This is a genomic window from Streptomyces sp. a15 (assembly GCF_059026085.1).
In genome coordinates, this window is record NZ_JBWLKM010000069.1 from 1 (window position 1) to 21,556 (window position 21,556).

General features: G+C 71.0%; 23 protein-coding genes and 1 pseudogene. 7 read left to right on the top strand and 17 right to left on the bottom strand.

Annotated features, from left to right (window positions below):
* Positions 1-72 precede the first annotated feature (72 nt).
* Positions 73-948 (bottom strand): annotated as a pseudogene (locus AC5P09_RS39885) (polysaccharide deacetylase family protein); the annotation flags it as partial.
* Between the two features lie 8 nt (positions 949-956).
* Complete coding sequence (locus tag AC5P09_RS39890) at positions 957-1,280, bottom strand: hypothetical protein (protein WP_493878593.1); 324 nt, start codon at positions 1,278-1,280, stop codon at positions 957-959.
* 402 nt (positions 1,281-1,682) lie between these two features.
* On the opposite strand from AC5P09_RS39890, the gene AC5P09_RS39895 reads away from it, so the two are divergent.
* Entirely contained in the window at positions 1,683-2,711 is a 1,029-nt protein-coding gene (locus AC5P09_RS39895; RefSeq protein ID WP_493878594.1) for a chitinase, read from the top strand.
* 43 nt (positions 2,712-2,754) lie between these two features.
* On the opposite strand, the gene AC5P09_RS39900 is transcribed toward AC5P09_RS39895, so the two are convergent.
* The 5 genes from AC5P09_RS39900 to AC5P09_RS39920 form a co-directional block, all read right to left on the bottom strand.
* Entirely contained in the window at positions 2,755-3,450 is a 696-nt protein-coding gene (locus AC5P09_RS39900) for an amidohydrolase family protein (RefSeq protein ID WP_493878595.1), read from the bottom strand.
* A 7-nt stretch (positions 3,451-3,457) separates the two neighbouring features.
* Positions 3,458-4,657: a cyclic dehypoxanthinyl futalosine synthase gene (gene mqnC, locus AC5P09_RS39905; RefSeq protein ID WP_493878596.1), complete on the bottom strand. Its 1,200-nt coding sequence runs from the start codon at positions 4,655-4,657 to the stop codon at positions 3,458-3,460.
* 74 nt (positions 4,658-4,731) lie between these two features.
* Positions 4,732-5,541 (bottom strand): prepilin peptidase, encoded by an 810-nt coding sequence (locus AC5P09_RS39910; RefSeq protein WP_493878597.1) that lies wholly within the window; start codon positions 5,539-5,541, stop codon positions 4,732-4,734.
* On the bottom strand, positions 5,538-7,244 hold the full coding sequence (locus AC5P09_RS39915; protein WP_493878598.1) for a serine/threonine-protein kinase: 1,707 nt from the start codon (positions 7,242-7,244) through the stop codon (positions 5,538-5,540). Before AC5P09_RS39915 ends, AC5P09_RS39910 begins: the two co-directional genes overlap by 4 nt.
* 63 nt (positions 7,245-7,307) lie before the next feature.
* On the bottom strand, positions 7,308-8,156 hold the full coding sequence (locus AC5P09_RS39920; protein WP_266435385.1) for a menaquinone biosynthetic enzyme MqnA/MqnD family protein: 849 nt from the start codon (positions 8,154-8,156) through the stop codon (positions 7,308-7,310).
* Positions 8,157-8,498: 342 nt separating this feature from the next.
* Here AC5P09_RS39920 and AC5P09_RS39925 point away from each other — a divergent pair, with 342 nt between their 5' ends.
* Positions 8,499-8,702, top strand: a complete 204-nt coding sequence (locus AC5P09_RS39925) for a cold-shock protein (RefSeq protein WP_003992177.1) — start codon at positions 8,499-8,501, stop codon at positions 8,700-8,702.
* Positions 8,703-8,820: 118 nt separating this feature from the next.
* Here the strand turns inward: AC5P09_RS39925 and AC5P09_RS39930 are convergent, their stop codons facing one another.
* Positions 8,821-9,393 (bottom strand): helix-turn-helix domain-containing protein, encoded by a 573-nt coding sequence (locus AC5P09_RS39930; protein ID WP_493878599.1) that lies wholly within the window; start codon positions 9,391-9,393, stop codon positions 8,821-8,823.
* Positions 9,394-9,461: 68 nt separating this feature from the next.
* Between AC5P09_RS39930 and AC5P09_RS39935 the strand changes: the two genes are divergently transcribed.
* From AC5P09_RS39935 to AC5P09_RS39945, 3 genes are read left to right on the top strand one after another with little or no spacing between them, the layout of a single operon-like run.
* Positions 9,462-10,175, top strand: coding sequence for an AzlC family ABC transporter permease (locus AC5P09_RS39935; RefSeq protein ID WP_493878600.1), 714 nt, complete (start codon positions 9,462-9,464; stop codon positions 10,173-10,175).
* A complete protein-coding gene (locus AC5P09_RS39940; protein WP_493878601.1) occupies positions 10,172-10,486 on the top strand; it encodes an AzlD domain-containing protein in 315 nt (104 codons plus the stop codon). The genes AC5P09_RS39935 and AC5P09_RS39940 overlap by 4 nt, the downstream gene beginning before the upstream one ends.
* Before the next feature lie 53 nt (positions 10,487-10,539).
* Complete coding sequence (locus AC5P09_RS39945; protein ID WP_493878602.1) at positions 10,540-11,202, top strand: class I SAM-dependent methyltransferase; 663 nt, start codon at positions 10,540-10,542, stop codon at positions 11,200-11,202.
* A gap of 18 nt (positions 11,203-11,220) precedes the next feature.
* On the opposite strand, the gene kstD is transcribed toward AC5P09_RS39945, so the two are convergent.
* A complete protein-coding gene (gene kstD, locus AC5P09_RS39950) occupies positions 11,221-13,014 on the bottom strand; it encodes a 3-oxosteroid 1-dehydrogenase (protein ID WP_493878603.1) in 1,794 nt (597 codons plus the stop codon).
* A 104-nt stretch (positions 13,015-13,118) separates the two neighbouring features.
* On the opposite strand from kstD, the gene AC5P09_RS39955 reads away from it, so the two are divergent.
* Positions 13,119-13,550 carry an SgcJ/EcaC family oxidoreductase gene (locus AC5P09_RS39955; protein ID WP_493878604.1) on the top strand — a complete coding sequence of 144 codons (432 nt, stop codon included), beginning with the start codon at positions 13,119-13,121 and terminating at the stop codon, positions 13,548-13,550.
* Here the strand turns inward: AC5P09_RS39955 and AC5P09_RS39960 are convergent.
* A complete protein-coding gene (locus AC5P09_RS39960) occupies positions 13,504-15,420 on the bottom strand; it encodes an AMP-dependent synthetase/ligase (protein ID WP_493878605.1) in 1,917 nt (638 codons plus the stop codon). The genes AC5P09_RS39955 and AC5P09_RS39960 overlap by 47 nt on opposite strands.
* A 256-nt stretch (positions 15,421-15,676) precedes the next feature.
* Between AC5P09_RS39960 and AC5P09_RS39965 the strand changes: the two genes are divergently transcribed.
* Positions 15,677-16,516 carry a MaoC/PaaZ C-terminal domain-containing protein gene (locus AC5P09_RS39965; protein WP_493878606.1) on the top strand — a complete coding sequence of 280 codons (840 nt, stop codon included), beginning with the start codon at positions 15,677-15,679 and terminating at the stop codon, positions 16,514-16,516.
* Here the strand turns inward: AC5P09_RS39965 and AC5P09_RS39970 are convergent.
* From AC5P09_RS39970 to AC5P09_RS40000, 7 genes are all read right to left on the bottom strand, one after another.
* Positions 16,498-17,160 carry a TetR/AcrR family transcriptional regulator gene (locus tag AC5P09_RS39970; protein ID WP_493878607.1) on the bottom strand — a complete coding sequence of 221 codons (663 nt, stop codon included), beginning with the start codon at positions 17,158-17,160 and terminating at the stop codon, positions 16,498-16,500. The genes AC5P09_RS39965 and AC5P09_RS39970 overlap by 19 nt on opposite strands.
* Before the next feature lie 38 nt (positions 17,161-17,198).
* Positions 17,199-17,507, bottom strand: coding sequence for a DUF4229 domain-containing protein (locus AC5P09_RS39975; protein ID WP_493878608.1), 309 nt, complete (start codon positions 17,505-17,507; stop codon positions 17,199-17,201).
* A gap of 157 nt (positions 17,508-17,664) precedes the next feature.
* Entirely contained in the window at positions 17,665-18,186 is a 522-nt protein-coding gene (locus AC5P09_RS39980; RefSeq protein ID WP_493878609.1) for a GNAT family N-acetyltransferase, read from the bottom strand.
* Positions 18,187-18,276: 90 nt separating this feature from the next.
* Positions 18,277-18,921: a UdgX family uracil-DNA binding protein gene (locus AC5P09_RS39985; RefSeq protein ID WP_493878610.1), complete on the bottom strand. Its 645-nt coding sequence runs from the start codon at positions 18,919-18,921 to the stop codon at positions 18,277-18,279.
* Positions 18,922-19,064: 143 nt separating this feature from the next.
* Positions 19,065-20,228, bottom strand: a complete 1,164-nt coding sequence (mqnE, locus tag AC5P09_RS39990; RefSeq protein WP_307676602.1) for an aminofutalosine synthase MqnE — start codon at positions 20,226-20,228, stop codon at positions 19,065-19,067.
* Positions 20,229-20,264: 36 nt separating this feature from the next.
* Positions 20,265-20,720: an Lrp/AsnC family transcriptional regulator gene (locus AC5P09_RS39995; protein ID WP_266435423.1), complete on the bottom strand. Its 456-nt coding sequence runs from the start codon at positions 20,718-20,720 to the stop codon at positions 20,265-20,267.
* 90 nt (positions 20,721-20,810) lie between these two features.
* Positions 20,811-21,497, bottom strand: coding sequence for a UbiX family flavin prenyltransferase (locus tag AC5P09_RS40000; protein WP_493878611.1), 687 nt, complete (start codon positions 21,495-21,497; stop codon positions 20,811-20,813).
* Positions 21,498-21,556 lie beyond the last annotated feature (59 nt).

The window sequence follows — 21,556 nt, forward strand, 5'->3', positions numbered from 1 at the left end:
AGCCCGAAAGCCGACGATCACACGATCGAGCTAAATCACCCTCACGCACGCTTCCCGGCGAGCAGTTGCCTACCCCTTCGCCTGCATCTTCTCGATGTACTGGGGCAGCGCCTTGATCGTCTGCTCGCGCTCGCCGCCCGCGTCGTGCATCAGCACCGCCGCGCCGTCGGTCCCCGACGGCGTGGCCCACTTGACGATCTTCGAGACGCCCGGCTTCTTCCAGTCGTCACTGTCGGTGTCGACGAAGACGCTGGTGTAACCGTCCGCGCCGAGCTGCTTGTAGACCGGCCAGCTGTAGTTGTCGATGGCGTCCGTCTCCGAGGAGTACGGCGCCCGGAAGAGGGTGGTCGTGATGCCGGCCGCGCCCGCGAGCGCCAGCTGCGTCTGCTCCATCTCGCGCCGGACGCGGGCGTCGCTCTGGTAGGAGAGGTCGACGTGGGTGAAGGTGTGGATGCCCACCTCGTTGCCCTGCCCGACCATGTCCTTCACGATGCCCGGGTAGCGCGAGACCATCGAGCCGACCACGAAGAACGTGGCGGGGATGTCGTACTTCTCCAGGATCTCCAGCACCCGGGGCGTGTACGTCGGGTTGGGGCCGTCGTCGAAGGTGAGCGCGATCGTCTTGTCCGGCACGGACAGTGTCGTGGCCTGACCGCCCCGGAAGGTGACGATCGGGCCGCCGTTGAGGATCTTGTCCGGCACCTTGTTGGCGCTGGCCCCGTCGCGTACGCGCTGGTCGCCGCCGACCTCGGCACGCAGATAGCCGTCGAGCAGCATGATGCTGGTCAGGGCGAGGAGGAGCAGCAGGGCGAGGATGACCCGTGGCTTCTGCAACGCCGCGGCCTTGCCCGCCGCCCGTTCGATCCGGGAGGGGGCACGTCGGCGGCGGCGTGCGGGCGGGTTCGTGTTCGTGTTCGTGTTCGTGTTCGTGTTCGTGTTCGTGCTCATGTTCGTGCTCATGACGCCGCCGAGGGGGTGGCGGTGACCGAGGGGGTGGCCGAAGGGCTGACAGAGGGCAGCGCCGACGGGGCACCGCTGGGCCGGACGCCCCGGTCGCCGATGCCGCCCTGCGGCTGGTAGCCGCCGGGGCCCGTGCCGCCCGGCCCGGCCCCGCTCCCGCCGCCTCCGCCGAACGGCACCAGCGAGGACGGGTTGACCGAGATGCCGACGCCCATGAAGGCCATGCCCAGGACGACCGCGTACCCGAGGCAGACGACACCGACCAGGAGGCCGATCCGGCGCAGCGCCTTGGAGCGGCGTCCGGAGTTGTCAACGAACACGGGACCCTCGGTCGGGGACCCGTTGCCGCGTTTGCGGCGGCGACCGCGCACGACAGCGGCGGCAGCGCGGTTTTCGATGGCAGGCTCGGAATGCATTCCCGGATATTAGGGACCCTTTATGTGGCCTAAACTCAGGGTTCCTTGTGAGAGAACCATGAGAAACCCGGAAACCTGTTCTTTCGCTGAGAGATTCCCAGAAAGCCTGCGCAACTTCGAGCGGAGTGAAAGGTGTTGAATGCCTGAATTGCTCGCCCGTTGAGCACCGTTTGACCGCTTGTGCCCATGAAGCGCCTGTGCGGTCGTTGTCCGCCCGGAGCTCAGCTCCGTGTGAGACATTTCCACTTCGGAAACGCGGTTTGTTTCCGTCCTGAGACAGAAATCACTAGAGCGGGAGAATACTCAATGCGGAGTTTCCTGAAACCGGCGGCCGGGCTCACCTGCCTGTTTGCCCTGGCCACCGCGGGATGCTCAGCGGGATCCGACGACACCTCGGACGCGGCGCCGGCCGCCCCCGCACAGTCGAGCGCGTCCCCCGCCCAGGAACCCGTCTCCACCACCTCGTACGCCCCCTACGTCAACGCCACGACCGCGTCCGACAACGACTCCGCCGCCTCCCCCACGACGTACAACCTGGCCTTCGTGATCTCAGAGGGCAGCGGCTGCACGCCGAAGTGGAACGAGACGCACGCCATCGGCGACTCGTCCGTGAAGTCCCGGATAGCAAAGCTCAAGGAGGACGGCGCCACGGTCCGGGTCTCCTTCGGCGGCGCCTCCGGCGAGGAGTTGGCGGCCACCTGCGACAGCGCCTCCGAACTGGCCGAGGCGTACGGCAAGGCGCTGGACGCGGCCGGCTCCACCCAGGCCGACTTCGACATCGAGGGCGACGAACTCACCGACTCCGACTCGGTCGCCCTGCGCTCAAAGGCGATCGCGGCGTTGCAGGAGGAGCGCACCGACCTGGAGGTCTCCTTCACGCTCCCGGTCATGCCGTCCGGCCTCGACGAAGCCGGCCTCGCCCTCCTGGAGTCGGCCAACGAGCACGACGTACAGGTCTCCACCGTCAACCTCATGACGATGAACTACGCCGAGTCGTACGACGGCGACATGGGCGGCTACGCACTCACCTCGGCGAAGGCCGCTCACACCCAGCTCAAGGACGTGTTCGGTCTCGCGGACGCGGCCGCCTGGCGGGGCATGGCGCTGACCTCGATGATCGGCGTCAACGACGTGGAAAACGAGACGTTCACGCTCTCCGACGCGGCCCAGGTGCGGTCGTTCGCGGAGGAGAAGGGGATCGCGTGGGTGTCGATGTGGTCGACCGAACGCGACCAGCAGTGCGAGGAGGGCAGCTCCGGCGAGGACGACGCGGCGACGGACTGCAGCGGGGTGAAGCAGAGTCCGGGGGCGTTCGCGCAGGCGTTCGCGGGCTGAGCCCGGCCGACAGGGCCGGTCCACCGACCGGTGCACGAACCGGCTAACGGCGCCGGTACACCAGGCGCCCCTTGATGACCGTCGCCACGCAGCTCGCGGCTCCGCGCTTGACGAGCGCGGCCTCGTCGGGGACGTCGAACACGGCGAACGTCGCGTCCACGCCGTCGATGCGGTCGACGCCGCCCGCACCGTCCCGCGGAAGCGGCAGCAGGATCGCCTCCGCCAGGCTCCGCCCGGTCTGGCCGGTCCGCCCGGTCCGCCCGGCCAACGGGTCGAGCGTCGGCGGGCCCGGGGGATCCTCGAACCGCTCCTCGACCGTCAGCCCCGCCCGGTACACGGCGTCGACGACCCCGGGCCGCCACAGGCTCCCCGCCACGGCGACGGTCCCGTGGGCCAGCATCCGCTGCACTCCGCGCCGAGCGCTCGCGCCCCACCGCGCGTCGGTCATGGCGAGCGCCGCGAGGCCCGCGCCGGTGAGCGGCTCGGTGCCCAGCTCGTCGGCCTCGCGCGGATCGGGATGGTAGGCCCGCTCCAGGAGTTCGGGCCCATGGACGTTCACCAGACCGGGCGTCAGAAGCCCCGGCCAGCGCCGCACCCGAGCCGTCGGATGCGCGGCGACCAGCTCCTCGTACCGCCCGAGCGCCGCGATCTCCCGCCCCTCGACGAGTACCGCCCCACCGGGCACGGGCGGCCGCCGATCCCCCGTGATCAGGAGGTCGGCGGCGTGAATCGTCAGCACAGGGGCGTCAGTTGGACGCCAGCAGCTTCAGCTCCGGATGAGCCGTGCCGCCCGCGATCGCCGTGGACGAGATGTGGGACATCACGCGCTCGTCGACGGGGTCGTTCGCCGGGTCGTCGTGCACGACGAGGTGCTCGTACGTCGTCGCCCGCTGGGCGGGGACGCGCCCCGCCTTGCGGATGAGGTCGATGATCTCCATCCGGTTGGAGCGGTGCTTGGCGCCGGCGGAGGAGACGACGTTCTCCTCCAGCATGATCGAGCCGAGGTCGTCGGCACCGTAGTGCAGCGACAGCTGGCCGACCTCCTTGCCGGTGGTCAGCCACGAGCCCTGGATGTGGGCGACGTTGTCCATGAACAGCCGCGCGATGGCGATCATCCGCAGGTACTCGAAGAGCGTGGCCTGCGTGCGGCCCTTCAGGTGGTTGTTCTCGGGCTGGTAGGTGTACGGGATGAAGGCGCGGAAGCCGCCCGTCCGGTCCTGTACGTCACGGATCATCCGCAGGTGCTCGATGCGCTCGGCGTTGGTCTCGCCGGTGCCCATGAGCATGGTGGACGTGGACTCCACGCCCAGCCCGTGCGCGGTCTCCATGATCTCCAGCCAGCGCTCGCCGGACTCCTTCAGCGGCGCGATGGCCTTGCGCGGACGGGCGGGCAGCAACTCGGCACCGGCACCGGCGAAGGAGTCGAGTCCGGCCGCGTGGATCCGCGTGATGGCCTCCTCCACACTCACCTTGGAGATCCGGGCCATGTGCTCGACCTCGCTCGCCCCCAGGCTGTGGATGACCAGCTGCGGGAAGGCCTGCTTGATGGCGGAGAAGTGCTTCTCGTAGTACTCGACGCCGTAGTCCGGGTGATGACCGCCCTGGAACATGATCTGCGTCCCGCCGAGCTCGACGGTCTCGGCGCACCGGCGCAGGATGTCGTCCAGATCGCGGGTCCAGCCCTTGGCGGTGTCCTTGGGCGGGGCGTAGAAGGCGCAGAACTTGCACGCCGTGACGCACACGTTCGTGTAGTTGATGTTGCGCTCGATGATGTACGTCGCGATGTGCTCGGTCCCCGCGTACCTGCGTCGCCGTACGGCGTCGGCGGCTGCGCCCAGCGCGTGCAGCGGGGCGTCGCGGTAGAGGAGGAGCGCCTCCTCGGGAGTGATGCGCCCACCTTCGGCGGCACGGTCGAGGACGGACTGAAGGTCGGCCTTCTCGGTCACCGGGGGCGTCCCTTTCGTCAAGGGGTGAGGACGGGTCCGAACCAGCCTACGCCAGCCGTTTTCGGCTACGGACTTCAGGCCGCGTACGCGCCGATCAGCAGCCCGAGGTACGCCCCCGCGATCAGAAACGGCCCGAACGGGATCGTCGTCCGGCGCCCGGCCCGCCGCGCCACGACGAGCGCGCCGCCGTACAACGCCCCCAGCAGGAACCCGGCGAAGGTACCGAGCAGCACCGTCCCCCAGCCGTACCAGCCGAGCACGGCCCCGATCCCGAGCGCCAGCTTCACATCGCCGAAGCCCATGCCACCGGGGTTGATCAGCCACAGCACGAAGTAACCGGCCCCGAGCGCAAGGGCGCCCAGCGCGGCGGACGGCCAGTCCCCGACATGCTCGGGCACCAGCGCGACCAGCCCGAGGAGCACCAACGCGGCCCCGGCGAGCGGCAGCGTCAGCACGTCCGGCAGCCGCTTCACCCGGAAGTCCACGACGGCCAGCAGCACGCCGACCGGCGCGAGCAGCAGCCAGACGGCGAGCTCGGGCCGCGTGCCGGTGGCGGCGGCGAGGGCGGCACAGAGGAGAGCGGTGCTGAGGACGAGGACGGGGGTGCGGGGGCCGTACGTCCCGTGCGCGGACTCGTTCGTCCTGACGGTCTCGGCGTCGGTGTCCGCGGTTACGACGGTCTCGGCGTCCGCCCCCACCCCAACCCGGCCCGCACACTCCCCGCACCGGGCCCGCCCGACCCACCCCCGGATCGGATGCCCCCCAGGACACCGCTCCCGCCAGGTTTCCTCCGCGGGCACCGAGAACCGGTACGCGGCCCGCGGCACCAGCGCCCCCGCCACCGCCCCCCACACCACGGCGACGGTGATCAAGAGACCGGTCATCCTTGCTCGACCTTCGACAGCCGCGCCTTCGGCCGCCCCGAGTCCTCGCTGTCCGAGTCGTACTGAAGGTCGTCGCCGACAGGCGTGAGCCGGACCGTGTGGGCGGCCTGGCTGCACACGCCCCGGTTCGACTCGGCACCGACGGCGGTCGCCACGACCTGCTTGTCCGTCACCCTCTTCAGGGTCAGTACGTCGTCGCAGACCCCGCCGAGCACATCGGTGTGCCGCAGTGTGCCCAACTTCTCGCCCACGTCGGCCTGAGCGACGGTCAGCCGGAAGGTCCCCATGGGAAGCGTGCCGTCGAGTGCGGCGGCCTGGCCCTCCCAGGTACCGACGTAGCGGGCCGGCACCGCGACCGCGTCGCCGCCGGTGGTCGCGCTCGGTGTCGAGGAGTGGGCGCCGCTGTCGGAGTCGCCGGTCGTGCCGGGCCTGCCGCTGTCCGGCAACAGGTCGAACACGAACACCGACCCGACGGTCACCGCCGCCAGCGCCCCCGCGACAGCGAGGGCCACCGTGCAGCTGAGCCGACGTCCTCGGCCGGTGGGCGTGGGGGCCGCCGTGGCGGAGATGGAGACGGAGAGCTTGCCGGGGCCGCGGTCGGAGGGAGCGGTGTCCTGTGGGCGGGGTTCGCGCGCGTCCCGGGGCTCGGGGACGGACCCGGGCGAGGCCACCGGAGCGGAGGCCGGGGCCGGCGTCGGAGCCATGACCGGCGGCGGCCCGAACTCCCCGAGCGGCGGCGGCTTCACCATCACCGGCGCGGCCTCCGAAGTCCTGCTGAACTCCACCGGCCCGGACGCCACCTCATGCCCCGTGTCCAGGTTCAGCAGCCGTACGGCCCCCCGGCTGACCTGTTCCACCAGCGCCCCCGGCAGCCACCCGCCCGCGACCAGCCGCGCCGCGCCCTCGGGGGCCAGGCGCCGGGCCACTTCCGCGGGCGTCGGCCGCTCGTCGGGTTCCTTGGACAGGCAGGCCTCCACCAGCGGCCGCAAGTCTCCGTCCAGCGAGCCGAGTTCGGGAGGCTCGTGGACGACCCGGTAGAGCAGCGCCGCCGAGGAGTCCCCGCGGAAGGGCGCCTCCCCGGTCGCCGCGTACGTCAGTACCGCGCCGAGGGAGAAGACGTCGGCCGCGCCGGTCGCCCCCTTGCCCAGGATCTGCTCGGGCGACATGTAGCCGGGCGAGCCGATCGAGACGCCGCTGGAGGTCAGGGAGGCCGTGCCGTCCAGGGCCCGCGCGATTCCGAAGTCGATGAGCAGGGGGCCGTCCAGGGTCAGCAGCACGTTCGACGGCTTCACGTCCCGGTGCACCAGGCCGAGTTCGTGCACCGCCGTCAGCGCCTCGGCGAGCCCCGCCCCCAGCGCCCGTACCGAATGCGCGGGCAGCGCACCCCCGTCCGCGACCGCCGCGGACAGCGACGGGCCGGCCGCGTAGGCGGTCGCCACCCATGGCACCGGGGCCTCCGGGTCCGCGTCCAGGACCGGCGCGGTCCAGGCGCCGCCGACCCGCCGCGCGGCGTCGACCTCGCGGCGGAAGCGGGCGCGGAACTCCTCGTCGAGCGCGAAGTGCGGGTGCACGATCTTCACCGCGACCGTGCGGCCGCCCGCGCTGCGGCCGAGGTAGACCCGGCCCATACCGCCGGAGCCGAGCCGGCCGAGCAGCCGGTAGGGCCCCACGACGGTGGGTTCGTCGACTCCGAGCGGCTGCATGGCGTCACCCCTCCCCCGTACGCCTCACGTCCTGAGCAGCGTAGTCCTGAAGTCGCCCGCGCCTTATGGCTGGAGCAGATCGACCTTCACATCCGCCGGGAACCCGGTCGTCGGACCCACCCGGCGGGCGAACTCGGCGACCGCCGCGAGCTGCGGGCCGCCGAAGCGGAAGTCGAGGGTCGTGAAGTAGCGCTCCAGGACCTGCTCGTCGAAGGCCTCCCAGCGGGCCGCCTGCTCGGCGACCTTGCCGACCTCCTCCAGGGAGAGGTTGCGGGAGGCGAGGAAGGCCTCGTGGACCTTGCGGGTGATGGCGGGCTCGCGCTCCAGGTAGTCGCGGCGGGCCGCCCACACGGCGAAGACGAACGGCAGCCCGGTCCACTCCTTCCACAGCGCACCGAGGTCGTGCACTTCGAGCCCGAACTTCGGCCCGTCGAGCAGGTTCGCGCGCAGCGCCGCGTCTCCGATGAGTACGGCGGCCTCGGCCTCCTGCATCATCAGGCTGAGGTCGGGGGGGCAGGTGTAGTAGTCGGGTTGGACGCCGTACCGGTCGGACAGGAGGAGCTGGGCCAGGCGTACGGACGTGCGGGAGGTCGAGCCGAGGGCGACCCGGGCGCCGTCCAGCTCGTCCAGCGGGACCTGCGAGACGATCACGCAGGACATCACCGGCCCGTCGCAGCCGACCGCGATGTCGGGGAAGGCGACCAGGTCGTCCGCGTTCTTGAGGAACTCGACCAGGGTGATGGGCCCGATGTCGAGGTCCCCCCGCACCAGCTGCTCGCTGAGCTTCTCCGGGGTGTCCTTGGTCAGCTCGAAGTCGAGCAGCGTGCCGGTTCTCGCGAGCCCCCAGTAGAGGGGCAGGCAGTTGAGGAACTGGATGTGGCCGACGCGCGGCCGGGTGCGAGAAATGTCCACATCGCGACACTAGACCCCATGGGGTAGCGTGCAGGGCCCGGGTACGGCTCAAGCGTGACTTGTCTGTGGCTCACGCGTCACCTCTGCTTCACTGCCGCCCTGTCAACCCCGAAACGGGTCCTTCAAACGTCCGGGTGACGTGATCTTGACCTCTATTGCTTTCGGCTGCCCACATGCTAGGCTCGCCGCAAGTTGCAGTTTGGTTTCCCTTGCAGTACAGAGCCTGCGGAGCATGTAACCGCGGGCTCTAGTCGTTTTCAGACGTATGCAGTTGTGCGGCATTTTGTTTTCACACTTGCAGGGTTCTGGAGCAGGGCAACCCTTTGGGCCCAAGGAGGGCTTATGGCTACCGGAACCGTGAAGTGGTTCAACGCCGAAAAGGGCTTTGGCTTCATCGCCCAAGAAGGCGGCGGCCCCGACGTCTTCGTCCACTACTCCGCGATCAACGCGAGCGGCTTCCGCTCGCTGGAGGAGAACCAGCAGGTTTCCTTCGACGTGACCCAGGGCCCGAAGGGCCCGCAGGCGGAGAACGTCACCCCTGTCTGAGTTCATGAGCCCAAAGCTCTGATCCGGAATCGACAGCAGTACCCAAGGAGCCCCGCGCCGCAAGGCGACGGGGCTCCTGCCTTTGTCCCCTGACGTTCAGACCTGCACCCCCTGAGGTTCAGACGTGCTGCATCACCAGCACGAACGTCGTCCCGGCCGTCAGGGCCTCGTACGAGTGCGGCACATCCCCGCGATACGTCATGTAGTCGCCGGGCCCCAACTCCGCCTCCTCCCCCCGCGGCCCCGCCTTCACCCGCCCCGTGCTCACGACCAGATGCTCCACCGTGCCCGGAATGTGCGGCTCCGACTCACGCGCCGCCCCCGGCTCCGCGCGCAGGTGGTAGATGTCCCGCCGCGCCCCGGGCGGACTGGCGGACAGCAGCGTGGCCACGTAGTTCGCCTGTTCGGACGCGACCGCCGGGCCCTCCCCGGCGCGGATCACCCGGACGGAGGGCGTCGGCGGTTCCACCAGCGCGCTGAACGGCACCCCCAGCGCCACCCCCAGCGCCCACAGCGTCTCCACGCTCGGATTCCCGCTCCCCGCCTCCAGTTGCGACAACGTCGACTTCGCGATGCCGGCCCGCTTGGCCAGCTCGGACAACGACAGCCCGGCGCGGGTGCGTTCACGGCGCAGGGAGGCGGCGATCCAGTCGAGGGGGAGGCGGGCAGGGGGTGTCGCGCCGTCGGCCATTCTGTTCGCTCCATCGGTATGTTCGTTCGCCTTGACGAACGCGGTCTCTTCTGTCCACTGTAGAGAACATGCGTACGGCAGAGCGAACACCCTGTCTCAGGCGCTACCCGGAGCTGGTCCGGGACGCGTCCCTCATCTGGCTGGCCAGTGGCGTCGTCGGCGTCTCCTTCGGCGCGATCGCCGTCACCGGCGGACTCCCGGTCTGGGTGCCGGTGGTGATGTCGCTCGTCGTGTACGCGGGCGCCTCCCAGTTCAGCGCGGTCGGCGTGCTGCTCGCCGGGGGCGGCCCGGTCGCCGCGGCGGCCACCGGTCTCCTGCTCAACACCCGTACGGCCGCCTTCAGTCTCGCCGTCGCCGACACCATCGGCCGGGGCCGCCTCGCCCGTCTCGTCGGCGCCCACCTCGTCGCCGACGAGACGGTGGCCTTCGCCCTCGCCCAGCCGGACCCGGCCCGGCGCCGGGCCGCCTTCTGGATCTCCGGCGTCGGCCTGTTCGTCGTGTGGAACGCGACCGTCCTCGCCGGCGCCCTCGCGGGCAGCGCGCTGGGCGACACGGCCACCTACGGCCTGGACGCCGCCTTCCCCGCCGTACTCGTCGCGCTGGTCCTCCCCACGCTCCGCGAGGGTGCGGCCGTACGGCGATGCGCGGTGCTCGGCGCCGCGCTGGCGCTGGCGGTGACGCCGGCCGTTCCGGCGGGGGTGCCGGTGCTGGTGGCGCTCGCGGGGCTGGCCCTGTACGGCCGTAGGAACTCGGCGAACGTGCGTGAGAGGTCGGCGACATGAGTGCCACGGTTGCCATGATCGTGGCGCTCGCGGTCGGGACGTACGCCTTCCGGCTGGTCGGACCGGTCCTCCACGGGCGCGTGACGCTCCCGGCGCGGGCGCAGGAGCTGCTGTCGGCCGGCGCGGTCGTGCTGCTGGTGGCCCTGCTGGCCACGGGGGCGCTGACCGAGGGCGGCGGCTTCGCGGGGTGGGCCCGGCCGGCCGGGGTGCTGGTGGGCGGGGTACTGGCGTGGCGGCGGGCGCCGTTCGCGGTGGTGGTGCTGGGGGCGGCGGGGGTGACGGCCGGGTTGCGGGTGCTGGGGGTGGCCTGATCCGGTTGTCGGGTCGCCACGGCTGTCAGTGGCTGCCGCTAGGGTCCCCGCCCATGACCCACGACACCACCTTCCTGACCGACACCCGCACCTTCTACGACGCCATCGCCGAGGACTACTTCACCCTCTTCCATGACGTGCTGGCGAAGACGCCGTTGGACCGGGCCGTGCTCGCCGGGTTCGCCGAACTCGTCGGAGCCGGCGGCGAGGTGGCGGACCTGGGCTGCGGGCCGGGGCAGGTGACCGCGCACCTCGCCTCGCTCGGCCTGTCCGTGTTCGGGCTCGACCTGTCCGAGTCGATGCTGGCGGTGGCCCGCCGGGAGAACCCCGGCCTGCGTTTCGAGCAGGGCTCGATGCTGGAGCTGGGGCTTGCCGACGGGGCGCTCGCGGGGGTCGTGTCCTGGTACTCGTCCATCCATACCCCTGTGGACCGGCTGCCCGACCTCTTCGCCGAGTTCCACCGCGTCCTGGCCCCCGGCGGCCATCTGCTCGTCGCCTTCCAGGTCGGCGACAAGCCCCGGCACCACGACCGCCCCTTCGGCCACCCGGTGTCGCTGGACTTCCAGCGCAGGCGGCCGGAGGACATCGCCGAGTTGCTGTCGGCGGCGGGGTTCGCCCCCGTCGCGCGGACGGTGCGGGAGCCGGACGAGGCGCGCGGGGAGCCGACCCCGCAGGCGTCCCTGATCGTGAGGAAGCCGCTGGAGGCCGCCGGCTAGGGCCTGGCCGGGCAGGTCCTAGAGCGCGCCCGCCAGGTCCAGTGCCGCGATGTACCCGAAGGTCATCGCCGGACCGATCGTCGAGCCCGCCCCCGCGTAGCTGTGGCCCATCACGGCGGCGCTGGCGTTCCCGGCGGCGTACAGGCCGGGGATGACCGAGCCGTCGGGGCGCAGGACGCGGGCCCGGGCGTCGGTGCGCAGGCCGCCCTTGGTGCCGAGGTCGCCGGGGACGATGCGGAAGGCGTGGTACGGGGGCAGCCACAGGGGCGCGAGGCAGGAGTTGGGGAGGACGGCGGGGTCCGTGTAGTAGTGGTCGTACGCGCTGTCGCCGCGCCCGAAGTCGGTGTCGTCGCCCTTCGCCGCGAGGGAGTTGAAGCGGTCGACGGTGGCACGGAGGGCGGCCGCGGGCACGCCGATGGCGGCGGCCAGGGCGTCCAGGGACCAGGCCTTGTGCGCGGCACCGGAGGTGTACCAGTCGTCCGGGAACGGGAAGGTCGGCGCCACGTCCTTGAAGAGGTAGCGGTTGCGGTAGTTCTGGTCCGTGATCAGCCAGGCCGGGATGTCGGGGTCGGTCGGGTTCCGCTCGTACATGGTGTGGACGACGTCGCCGTAGGGGGCGGCCTCGTTGACGAACCGACGCCCCGCCGCGTTGACCAGCAGCCCGCCGGGAAGGGTGCGTTCGGCGAGGCAGAAGTACGGCTGGCCGGGGAGCGGGATGGCGGGCCCCCACCAGGCGTCGTCCATCAGGGCGAGGTCGGCACCCAGCCGCTGCCCCGCCCGGATTCCGTCCCCAGTGTTCTCCTTCGCGCCGACGGTCCACTCGGTGCCGATCGGCTGCCTCTGGTACTGCGCCCGCATCGCCGCGTTGTGCTCGAACCCGCCGGAGCCGACGACGACCCCGCGCCGGGCGCGGACGAGCCCCGGGGTGCCGCCCTTGGTGACCACGGCTCCGGCCACCGCCCCGCCCTCGACGTACAGCTCGGTGAGCGGGGTGCCGAGCCAGACCGGCACGCCTGCGGTCCGGAGTCCGAGGCGCAGCCCCGCCGCGAGCGACTGCCCCATGGTGAGCGGCTTCTGGCCGAGCGCGGCGGCCTTCGTGCCGCGGGCCAGGCACTCGGCGGCGACGGCGACGCCCTTCGCGCTCACCGCGGTCAGGGCGAGCCACTTGTAGTCGGCGCTGAAGACCACCATGCCGGCCGGGACTTCGAGGTACGGCGGGTTGAGGCGGGCGAGTTCGGCGCCGAGGAGGTTGCCGTCGAGCTGGTCGGGCTCGATGGAACGGCCGTTCGGGAGGCCGCCGGGAAGCTCCGGGTAGTAGTCGCTGTATCCCTCCATCCAGCGGAAGCGCAGGGGGCTGTTGGCCATGACGAAGGAGATCATGGCGGGCCCGTGGGCGAGGAAGGCCCGCTGCCGGTCGACGGGGACGTCCGCCCCGACCACAGCGGTCAGGTAGGCGGCCGCCTTGGCAGGGGTGTCGGGAACTCCGGCGGCGAGGATCACCGGGTTGTTCGGGACCCAGATCCCGGCACCGGAGCGGGCGGCCGAGCCACCGAAGGTGGCGGCCTTCTCGACCACGACACAGCTCAGCCCCCGCTTGGCGGCCGCGAGCGCGGCCGTCATCCCGGCGGCGCCGGACCCGATGACGACGACGTCGTACGTACCGAGCGGAGGCAGATCGGCCGCCCGGGCCCCTTGCTGCACCCCGGTGGCGACGGCGAGGCCGGCACCGGCGGCGCCTGCCAGGAGGTGTCTTCGGGACGGGCGTCCAGTAAGCCTGACGCCTGATCTCACGCGGTCCGCGCTCGTGGTCATGGCAACACTCCAGCCCGCTCGGCAACGAATTCAAGGGATGAGGGGACGGAAACGTCGCGCGGGGGTCTTGTGAAGTCAAGAGCCGTGCGCCGACCACAACAGCCTTGACCTCGACCGGACTTGAGGTACGAGGATCGCCGCATGACGACGACAGAGCAGTCGCCCAACGGAACGAACTCCCGGAGGAGTTCGTCGGGTTGTTCCGCGCCGACGCGATCTGGACGACGGGACACGGGCGGCGACTCTTCGGGCGGGAGGACATCGCCGCCTTCACGCGTCAGGTCCTCCCCGGCGCCATGCGCGAGTCGACGGTGACCTACGAGGTGGAACACGTGCTGTTCATCCGGCCCGACGTGGCCGCCGTGAAGGTCCGCGCCCAGTACCGGACCCCCGACGGCGAGCCACTCGGCAACCCCGGCAGCCCGATGTACGTGATGTCCAAGGAGAACGGCGAGTGGCGACCTCCACGGGTCGGCCGCGCCGGCTCGCTCACCGCTCGTACAACCCCTCCACTTCCTGCGCGAAGTCCTTCATGACCGCTTCCCTGCGCAGTTTCATCGACGGGGTCAGGTGGCCGGCCCGCTCCGAGAAGTCCACCGGGAGGATGGTGAAGCGGCGGATGGACTCGGGGCGGGAGACGAGCTTGTTGGCCTCGTCCACCGCCCGCTGGAGGATCGCGCGCAACTCCTCGTCGTTCACGAGGAGTTCCGCCGGGACCGGGTGTTTGCCGTTCATCCGGCGCCAGTGGGTGACGCCGTCCATGTCGAGGGTGATGAGGGCGGAGATGTAGGGGCGGGTGTCGCCCACGACCATGCACTGGGAGATCAGGGGGTGGGAGCGGAGCCAGTTCTCCAAGGGGGCCGGGGCCACGTTCTTGCCTCCCGCCGTGATCAGGATCTCCTTCTTCCTGCCCGTGATCATCAGGTAGCCCTCGTCGTCCAGGCGGCCGATGTCGCCCGTCTGGAACCAGCCGTCGGGGGAGGCGGGGATGAGGCCGCTGCCGTGCGGGTCCCAGTAGCCGCGGAAGACCTGGCCGCCGCTCAGGAGGATCTCGCCGTCCGCGGCGATGCGGATCCTGGTGCCGGGCAACGGCCAGCCGACCGTGCCCAGGCGGGGTTTGAGGGGCGGGGTGACCGTGGCGGCGCCGGTGGACTCGGTGAGGCCGTAGCCCTCGATGATCTCCATGCCAGCGCCCGCGTAGAAGGCCGCGAGGCGGCGGCCGAGGGGGGAGCCGCCGGAGATGATGTGGCGGATGCGGCCGCCCATGGCGCTGCGGATACGGCGGTAGACCATGGGGTCGTAGAAGGCGCGGGCCGCCTTGAGGGAGGCGCCTGGGCCGGAGCCCGTGCCGGCCAGGCGGGCCTCGACCGCCTCGGCGTAGCGGCAGGCCACGTTGGTCGCGCGGTCGAAGACCTTGACGCGGCCGCCGCTCTCCGCCTTGGCGCGCGCGTTGTTGAAGACCTTCTCCAGCATGTACGGGATGACCAGCAGGAACGTCGGCTTGAAGCTGCCGAGGTCCGCCAGCAGGTCCTCCGCCTGCAGGCTCGGCGCGTGGCCCAGACGCACCCGGGCGCGGATGCAGGCGACGGCCACCATGCGGCCGAAGACGTGTGACATGGGAAGGAAGAGGAGGGTGGCGAAGTCCTCGGACGCCGTCTTCGACTTGAAGACGGGGTGCAGGAGTTCGATCGCGTTGTCGACCTCCGCGAGGAAGTTGCCGTGCGTGAGCGCACAGCCCTTGGGGCGGCCGGTGGTGCCCGAGGTGTAGACGATGGTGGCGAGCGTGTCCGGGACCAGCACCCCACGCCGTACGGCGATCTCCTGGTCGGCGACGCCCTGGCCGAGTTCGGCCACGCGCTCCAGGTGGCCCTTCTCGAGGATCCACAGGTGGTGCAGGTCGGGGACCTGGCTGAGTTCCGGGCCCAGCGCGGATGCCTGGGCGACGGTCTCCGTGACCAGGGCCACCGCGCCCGAGTCCTGGAGGATCCACCGGGTCTGGTAGACGGAGGAGGTCGGGTAGATCGGGACGGTGACCAGGCCGGCGGCCCACGCGGCGAAGTCGAGGAGCGTCCACTCGTACGTCGTCCGCGCCATGATCGCGATCCGGTCGCCCGGCATCATCCCTTCCGAGATCATCCCCTTGGCCAGGGCGAGCACTTCCCCGGCGAACTCGGCCGCCGTGACGTCCGCCCAGCCGCCCTCCGCCGTACGGCGGCTGAGCACCCGGTGCTCGGGCGCCGTGTCGGCGTTGTCGAAGGGCAGGTCGGCGAGCGATCCGTGGCTCGGCGGCGGGACCATCGGCGGTACGGAGACCTCCCGGACCTCTCCGTCCAGCCGCCGGATCTCCGGTTCCACGAGCACGGGCGCGCCGTCGTAGTCGTGACCGGACGTGTAGGAGAGGGACATGGGCAGCTCCTGAGGCGTGCAGCAGCGTTCCGCTCTGCTGCATGTGGTACGCACGGGGCATACCAGGGCGTTCACCAGCGGTGCGCGGTTGACGGGTTACCGCGGGTTAAGACGGTGATGGTACGGGGCCCGCGTGGAAGGTTCGTGCGGGTTCGGAGGTGGTCCGGAGCCGGGGATGTGCAACCTCGGAGGTTATGTGAGCGACCCTCAGGTTCGCCCCATGTGACGTGGCATTACCTGCGGTAACATTAGGTCGGTGTCCGTCGTCCTCACCCGGTCCCCCGCCCTCGCGCCCCTCCTCGCGCGCGGCGCCCTGCTGTCCCCCTTCAAGCGGCCCCGCCCGGCCGCCGAATTCCCCGGCACTCGGCTGGTGCTGCCCGGCCTGCGCGTCGACCTCGCCCGGCTCGCGGCGTACGAGCGGGTGTGCGGCTTCGCGACCGGGGACGACGCGCTGCCGGTGACGTATCCACATGTGCTGGGTTTTCCGCTCGCGATGCGCCTGATGAGCGGACGGGACTTCCCCCTGCCGCTGCTCGGGCTCGTCCATACGTCGGTCGAGATCGCACAGCACACCGCGCTCGCGGCCACCGGGGAGTACGAACTCACCGTGTACGTCGACGGATTGGCGCCGCACCGACGCGGTACGGAGGCGGCCGTCATCACCGAGGTGCGGGCGGACGGGAGCGTTGTGTGGGAGTCGAGGAGCACGTATCTGGCCCGGCACCGCACGGACGGCCGTACCGCTCAGACCAGCGTGCCGGCCGACGAGCCGCTGCCCGCCGTCGCCGAGTGGCGGCTGGCAGGTGACGTGGGGCGGCGCTATGGCGCGGTCTCCGGCGACCGCAACCCCATCCACCTGCACCCGCTCACCGCCCGCCTCTTCGGCTTCCCCCGGGCCGTCGCGCACGGCATGTGGACCGTGGCCCGCTGCCTGGCCGCGCACGGAACTCCGCAAGCCGCCCTGGTGCGGGCGGAGTTCAAGGCACCCGTGCCGCTGCCGGGCACGGTGACGTACGCCGCGGACGGCGAGCGGTTCGAACTGCGCGGCGGAGGCCGGGTGCATGTGAGCGGCGGGGTCTACCCGATCGCCTCGTGAACCGGCTCCGGCGGTGACCACGGGCTCCCGTCCATCAGGTTCCCCAGCCCCGCCCACGCGAAGTTCATCAGGGTCGCCGCCGCCTGTCGGGCGCTGACGCCGGGCGTGGCGTTGGCCCAGGCGGCGAGGGACTCGGCGGCGCCGACCAGGGCCTCGGCGAGACCGGCGACCTCGCGTTCGGCGAGGTCGGGGTCGCGGTGGGCCGCTCGGGCGGCGACGACGATCAGCCCGGTCACGAAGGCGACTATCTCCTCGCGCATCGAGGCGACCTCGGCGGCGAACGGCTCGCCGTGGGTGCGGGCCTGGAGGTGCAGGACCGACCAGGCGTCCGGGTGCCGCGCGGTGTGGGTGAAGAACGCCCGAAGACCGTCCCAGAGTTGGCGGTCGGCGGACAGGGCCGGATCGACGCCGGCCCGGACGGCCACGGTGAGGGCCTTCGCCTCACGGCGGATGCAGGCGGTGAAGAGGTCTTCCTTCGAGTTCAGGTACAGATACACCAACGGCTTGGACACGCCCGCGAGTTCGGCGATCTCGTCCATCGACGCGGCCATGTACCCGCGCTGCCCGAAGGTCCGCACGGCGGCGTCCAGCATCTGCTGCTCACGGACGGCGCGCGGCATCCGCTTGCTCTTCACGGCACCCATACCGGAAGACTAATTGGGTACGGCCGTGAGCGGCTCTCTTACGAGGCCTGGGGAGCCTGTCCCTGCGCCCGGGCGCTGTCGTCGGCCCCGTCCTCCTGGCTGCGGTTGGCGTCCAAGTTGGACTTCATGCGGTCCACCTTCTGGACGACCTGGAGAGAGGCGCGGTCCCGCTCCTTGCGCAGCACGACGAAGCTGATCGGGGCGGAGAGCACGAGGGCGAGCAGGACGACCCACATGCCGTTGGACTCGCCCAGGCCGCGCGGGACCACACCGGAATAGACGAGGCCCCAGACGACCACGAGGCAGCCCACGAAGATCCCGAGGCGCATCAGTGTGTAGCGGAGCATCTCAATCCACTCTTCCGTTCCGACCGAATGTTCCCGAACGCACCATCCAGTGAAGCACGCCCGGCATGCGATCTTGCAGGGGGTGTCGCCGTTCAGGAGAGGGCCTCGGTACCGGTCTCAGTTCATCGGTACCTGTCTCAGTTCATCGGTACCGGTCTCAGTTCAGGGGAAGCCACATCATGATGTCGTCCCGGTAGTCGTCCGCGGCGACCCGCAGCCCGCCCGGCACCCGGCCCACCTCCTTGTAGCCGACGGAGGCGTAGAAGTCCTCCAGGCCCATCCCGCCCCGGCAGGTCAGCTTGAGCGCCTCCAGGCCGAGGTCGCGGGCGTGCTCCTCGGCCGCCGCGAGCAGGGCCCGGCCGTGGCCGCCGCGCTGGAGGGAGGGGTCGACCATGACGGTGGTCAGCCAGGCGTAGTGGCCCTGGAGGCGGTGCGCGTTGAGGCCGAGGAAGGCGGTGGCGCGCAGCCGCCCGTCCGGGTCGAGCCCGGCGATCAGGCGGTGGCGTCCGGCCGCGACCGACTCCGCGTACCGGTCGGTCTCGGGCCGTACGTCCTCGTACGTGGTGTCGCCGACGAAGCCGACCGCTCCGCCCGCGTTGTTGACGTCCGTCCACAGCCGGGTCAGCTCGTCGAGCCGCTCGGGCGTGAGGTCGGGGTCAGGCCGGAATATGAGCTCCATGGTCGGCAAGTTTAAGTTCGGCCTGCCGTACGCCCGTCTGCGGGTCGAAGGCCTTCATGGGCGCGAGCTGAGCGCGTTGTGGCCGGCGGTTCACCCGGGCCCGAGGGCGTGGGCCGCGACCCGCAGATCGGAGAGCAGCCCGCGATACGCGGCCTCCCGGTCGTCCGCCCGCAGCACCGAGGACGGGTGCACGGTGGGCACCAGCCGCTCCGCGTGCCCGTGGATCTCCTCCTCCAGCACCGTCCCGCGCACCTGCGTGACCCGGAACGACGACCCGAGCAGCGCCTTGCCGGCCGTGGCACCGAGCACCACGATCAGTTCCGGCTCCACGACGGCCAGCTCGGCGACGAGCCACGGCCCGCACGCGGTCATCTCCCGCAGGGACGGCGCCTTGTGGATCCGGCGCTTGCGGGGCTCGGCCTGCGTGAACTTGAAGTGCTTCACGGCGTTGGTGACATACGCCTCGCCGGGGTCGATGCCCGCCTCCGCCAGCGCCCGGTCCAGCAGCTTCCCGGCCGGCCCGACGAAGGGCTTGCCCTGCCTGTCCTCCTGGTCCCCGGGCTGCTCCCCCACGAGCATCACGCGGGCGTCGGCCGCCCCCGCCCCGAACACGGTCTGTGTCGCGTCCCGGTGCAGGGGGCAGCCCCGGCACTCGGCGGCGGCGCGGCGCAGGGCGGGGAGGCCGCCGCCGTCCGGGACGAAGGGTTCGGCGGTGTATGCGTCCTCGGGAGGCATGGGTCCCGAGTACCCGCCGTGGGGGGTTCGGACCCATGTCGTCCGCGGGTGCGTGGGGGCTGGTCGCGCAGTTCCCCGCGCCCCTGGGTTGGAGTACCTGGTCGGCATGGTAAGCACCAGGCTCCTGAGGGCCGCGGTCGACGTCACACCCGCATCGGCTGCGGGGTCTCCCGGCGCGCCGGGTCCGGGCCGTCGTACTCCCGGATGATCTCGTAGCGGGTGTTGCGCTCCACCGGTCGGAAGCCCGCGTCCCTGATCAGGTCCAACAGGTCCTCGCGCGTCAATTTGTTCGGCGTGCCGTAGTTGTCGGCGTCGTGTGTGATCTTGTACTCGACGACCGAGCCGTCCATGTCGTCGGCGCCGTGCTGGAGCGCGAGCTGGGCGGTCTGGACGCCGTGCATGACCCAGAAGACCTTGACGTGCGGAACGTTGTCGAAGAGCAGCCGGGAGACCGCGAAGGTCTTGAGGGCCTCGGCACCGGTGGCCATCTGGGTCCGGGCCTGCAGCCGGTTTCGTACCTTCCCGTCCTTCATGTCCACGAAGTCGTGCTGGTAGCGCAGCGGGATGAAGACCTGGAAGCCGCCGGTCTCGTCCTGGAGCTCACGCAGCCGCAGCACGTGGTCGACGCGGTGGCGGGGCTCCTCGATGTGGCCGTAGAGCATGGTGCACGGGGTCTTCAGACCCTTCTCGTGCGCCAGCCGGTGGATCCGCGACCAGTCCTCCCAGTGCGTGCGGTGGTCGACGATGTGCTGCCGGACCTCCCAGTCGAAGATCTCGGCGCCGCCGCCGGTCAACGACTCCAGACCGGCGTCGATCAGCTCGTCCAGGATCTCGCTCGCGCTGAGCCCCGAGATGGTCTCGAAGTGGTGGATCTCGGTGGCGGTGAAGGCCTTCAGCGACACGTTCGGCAGGGCGGCCTTGAGCTCCTTGAGCGACCGCGGGTAGTAGCGCCACGGCAGGTTCGGGTGCAGGCCGTTGACGATGTGCAGCTCGGTGAGGTTCTCGCCCTCCATCGACTTGGCGAGCTTGACCGCCTCCTCGATGCGCATCGTGTACGCGTCCTTCTCGCCCGGCTTGCGCTGGAAGGAGCAGTAGGCGCAGGACGCCGTGCACACGTTGGTCATGTTGAGGTGGCGGTTGACGTTGAAGTGGACGACGTCGCCGTTCTTGCGCGTCCGCACCTCGTGCGCGAGGCCGCCCAGCCAGGCCAGGTCGTCCGACTCGTACAGCGCGATGCCGTCCTCACGGGTCAGCCGCTCACCGGCCCTGACCTTCTGCTCCAGCTCGCGCTTGAGTCCGACGTCCATACCCACACCTTTCTCCGACGACTTCCCACCGTACGTCTATGCCTCTTCGGGCAGCTCCCCGACCCGGTTCTCCCACTTCGTGGAGAGCACGATCGTGGTCCGGGTCCGGGACACGCCCTTGGTTCCGCTGAGCCGCCGGATGATCTTCTCCAGGCCGTCGACGTCGGTCGCCCGCACCTTGAGCATGAACGAGTCGTCGCCCGCGATGAACCAGCAGTCCTCGATCTCGGAGAGGTCCTTCAGCCGGCGGGCCACGTCCTCGTGGTCGGCGGCGTCCGAGAGCGAGATGCCGATCAGGGCGATGACGCCGAGGCCGAGCGAGGCGGCGTCGACCGTGGCGCGGTAGCCGGTGATGACGCCGGCCGCCTCCAGCCGGTTGATGCGGTCGGTGACGCTGGGTCCCGACAGGCCGACGAGGCGTCCCAGCTCCGCGTAGGAGGCCCGGCCGTTCTCCCTCAGGGCCTGGATGAGCTGCCTGTCCACCGCGTCCATGCGATCGAAGCCTTCCGATGAAGAGACTGAAGAGAGGTTTGTGTGGTGCGTGGTTCCTGATGCCTGGTGCCTGGTGCCTGTGCCTGGTGCTCACGCAGGGGGCCTGGAGCCCCCGCCGATCTCGCCCTGCCACCGGCGGTACAGCCCGTGTCCGACGCCCGCCGCGTCGAGGACCCGTCCGGCGACGAAGTCCACCAGGTCCTGGATGTGCGTGGCGCCCGCGTAGAAGGCGGGCGAGGCGGGTACGACGCTCGCGCCCGCGTCGTCCAGGGCGACCAGGTGCCGCAGGGTCTGCCCGCTCAGCGGGGTCTCCCGCACGGCTACGACCAGCGTCCGCCGCTCTTTCAGCGTGACGCTCGCGGCCCGTTGCAGCAGATCCTTGGACAAGCCCAGCGCGACTCCGGCGACGCACGCGGTGGAGGCCGGCACGATCAGCATCCCCTTCGCGGGGTACGACCCCGAGGACGGCCCCGCCGCGAGGTCCCCGGCGCTCCAGTGCCGTACGCCCTCGACGTCCACGTCGAAGGTCCCCGGCTTCCCGTCGGCACCCCTGGACAGCCATTCCCGCAGGTCGCTGTGCCAGTGCGCGTCCCGGAAGGAGATCCCGGTCTCGTCGAGGAGAGTCAGCCGGGAGGCCCGGGACACCACCAGGTCGACGCTCTCGCCCGCGGCGAGCAGTGCGCGCAGCACAGCGGCGGCATAAGGAGTGCCGGAGGCGCCGGACACCCCTACGATCCAAGGCGTACGCGGCGTCTCTCCTGGCTTGACTGGGTTCACAACCCCGAGCCTATCCGGCGTCGCAGGGTGGGAACCGGCCAAGGGGGCCCGGCCGTTCC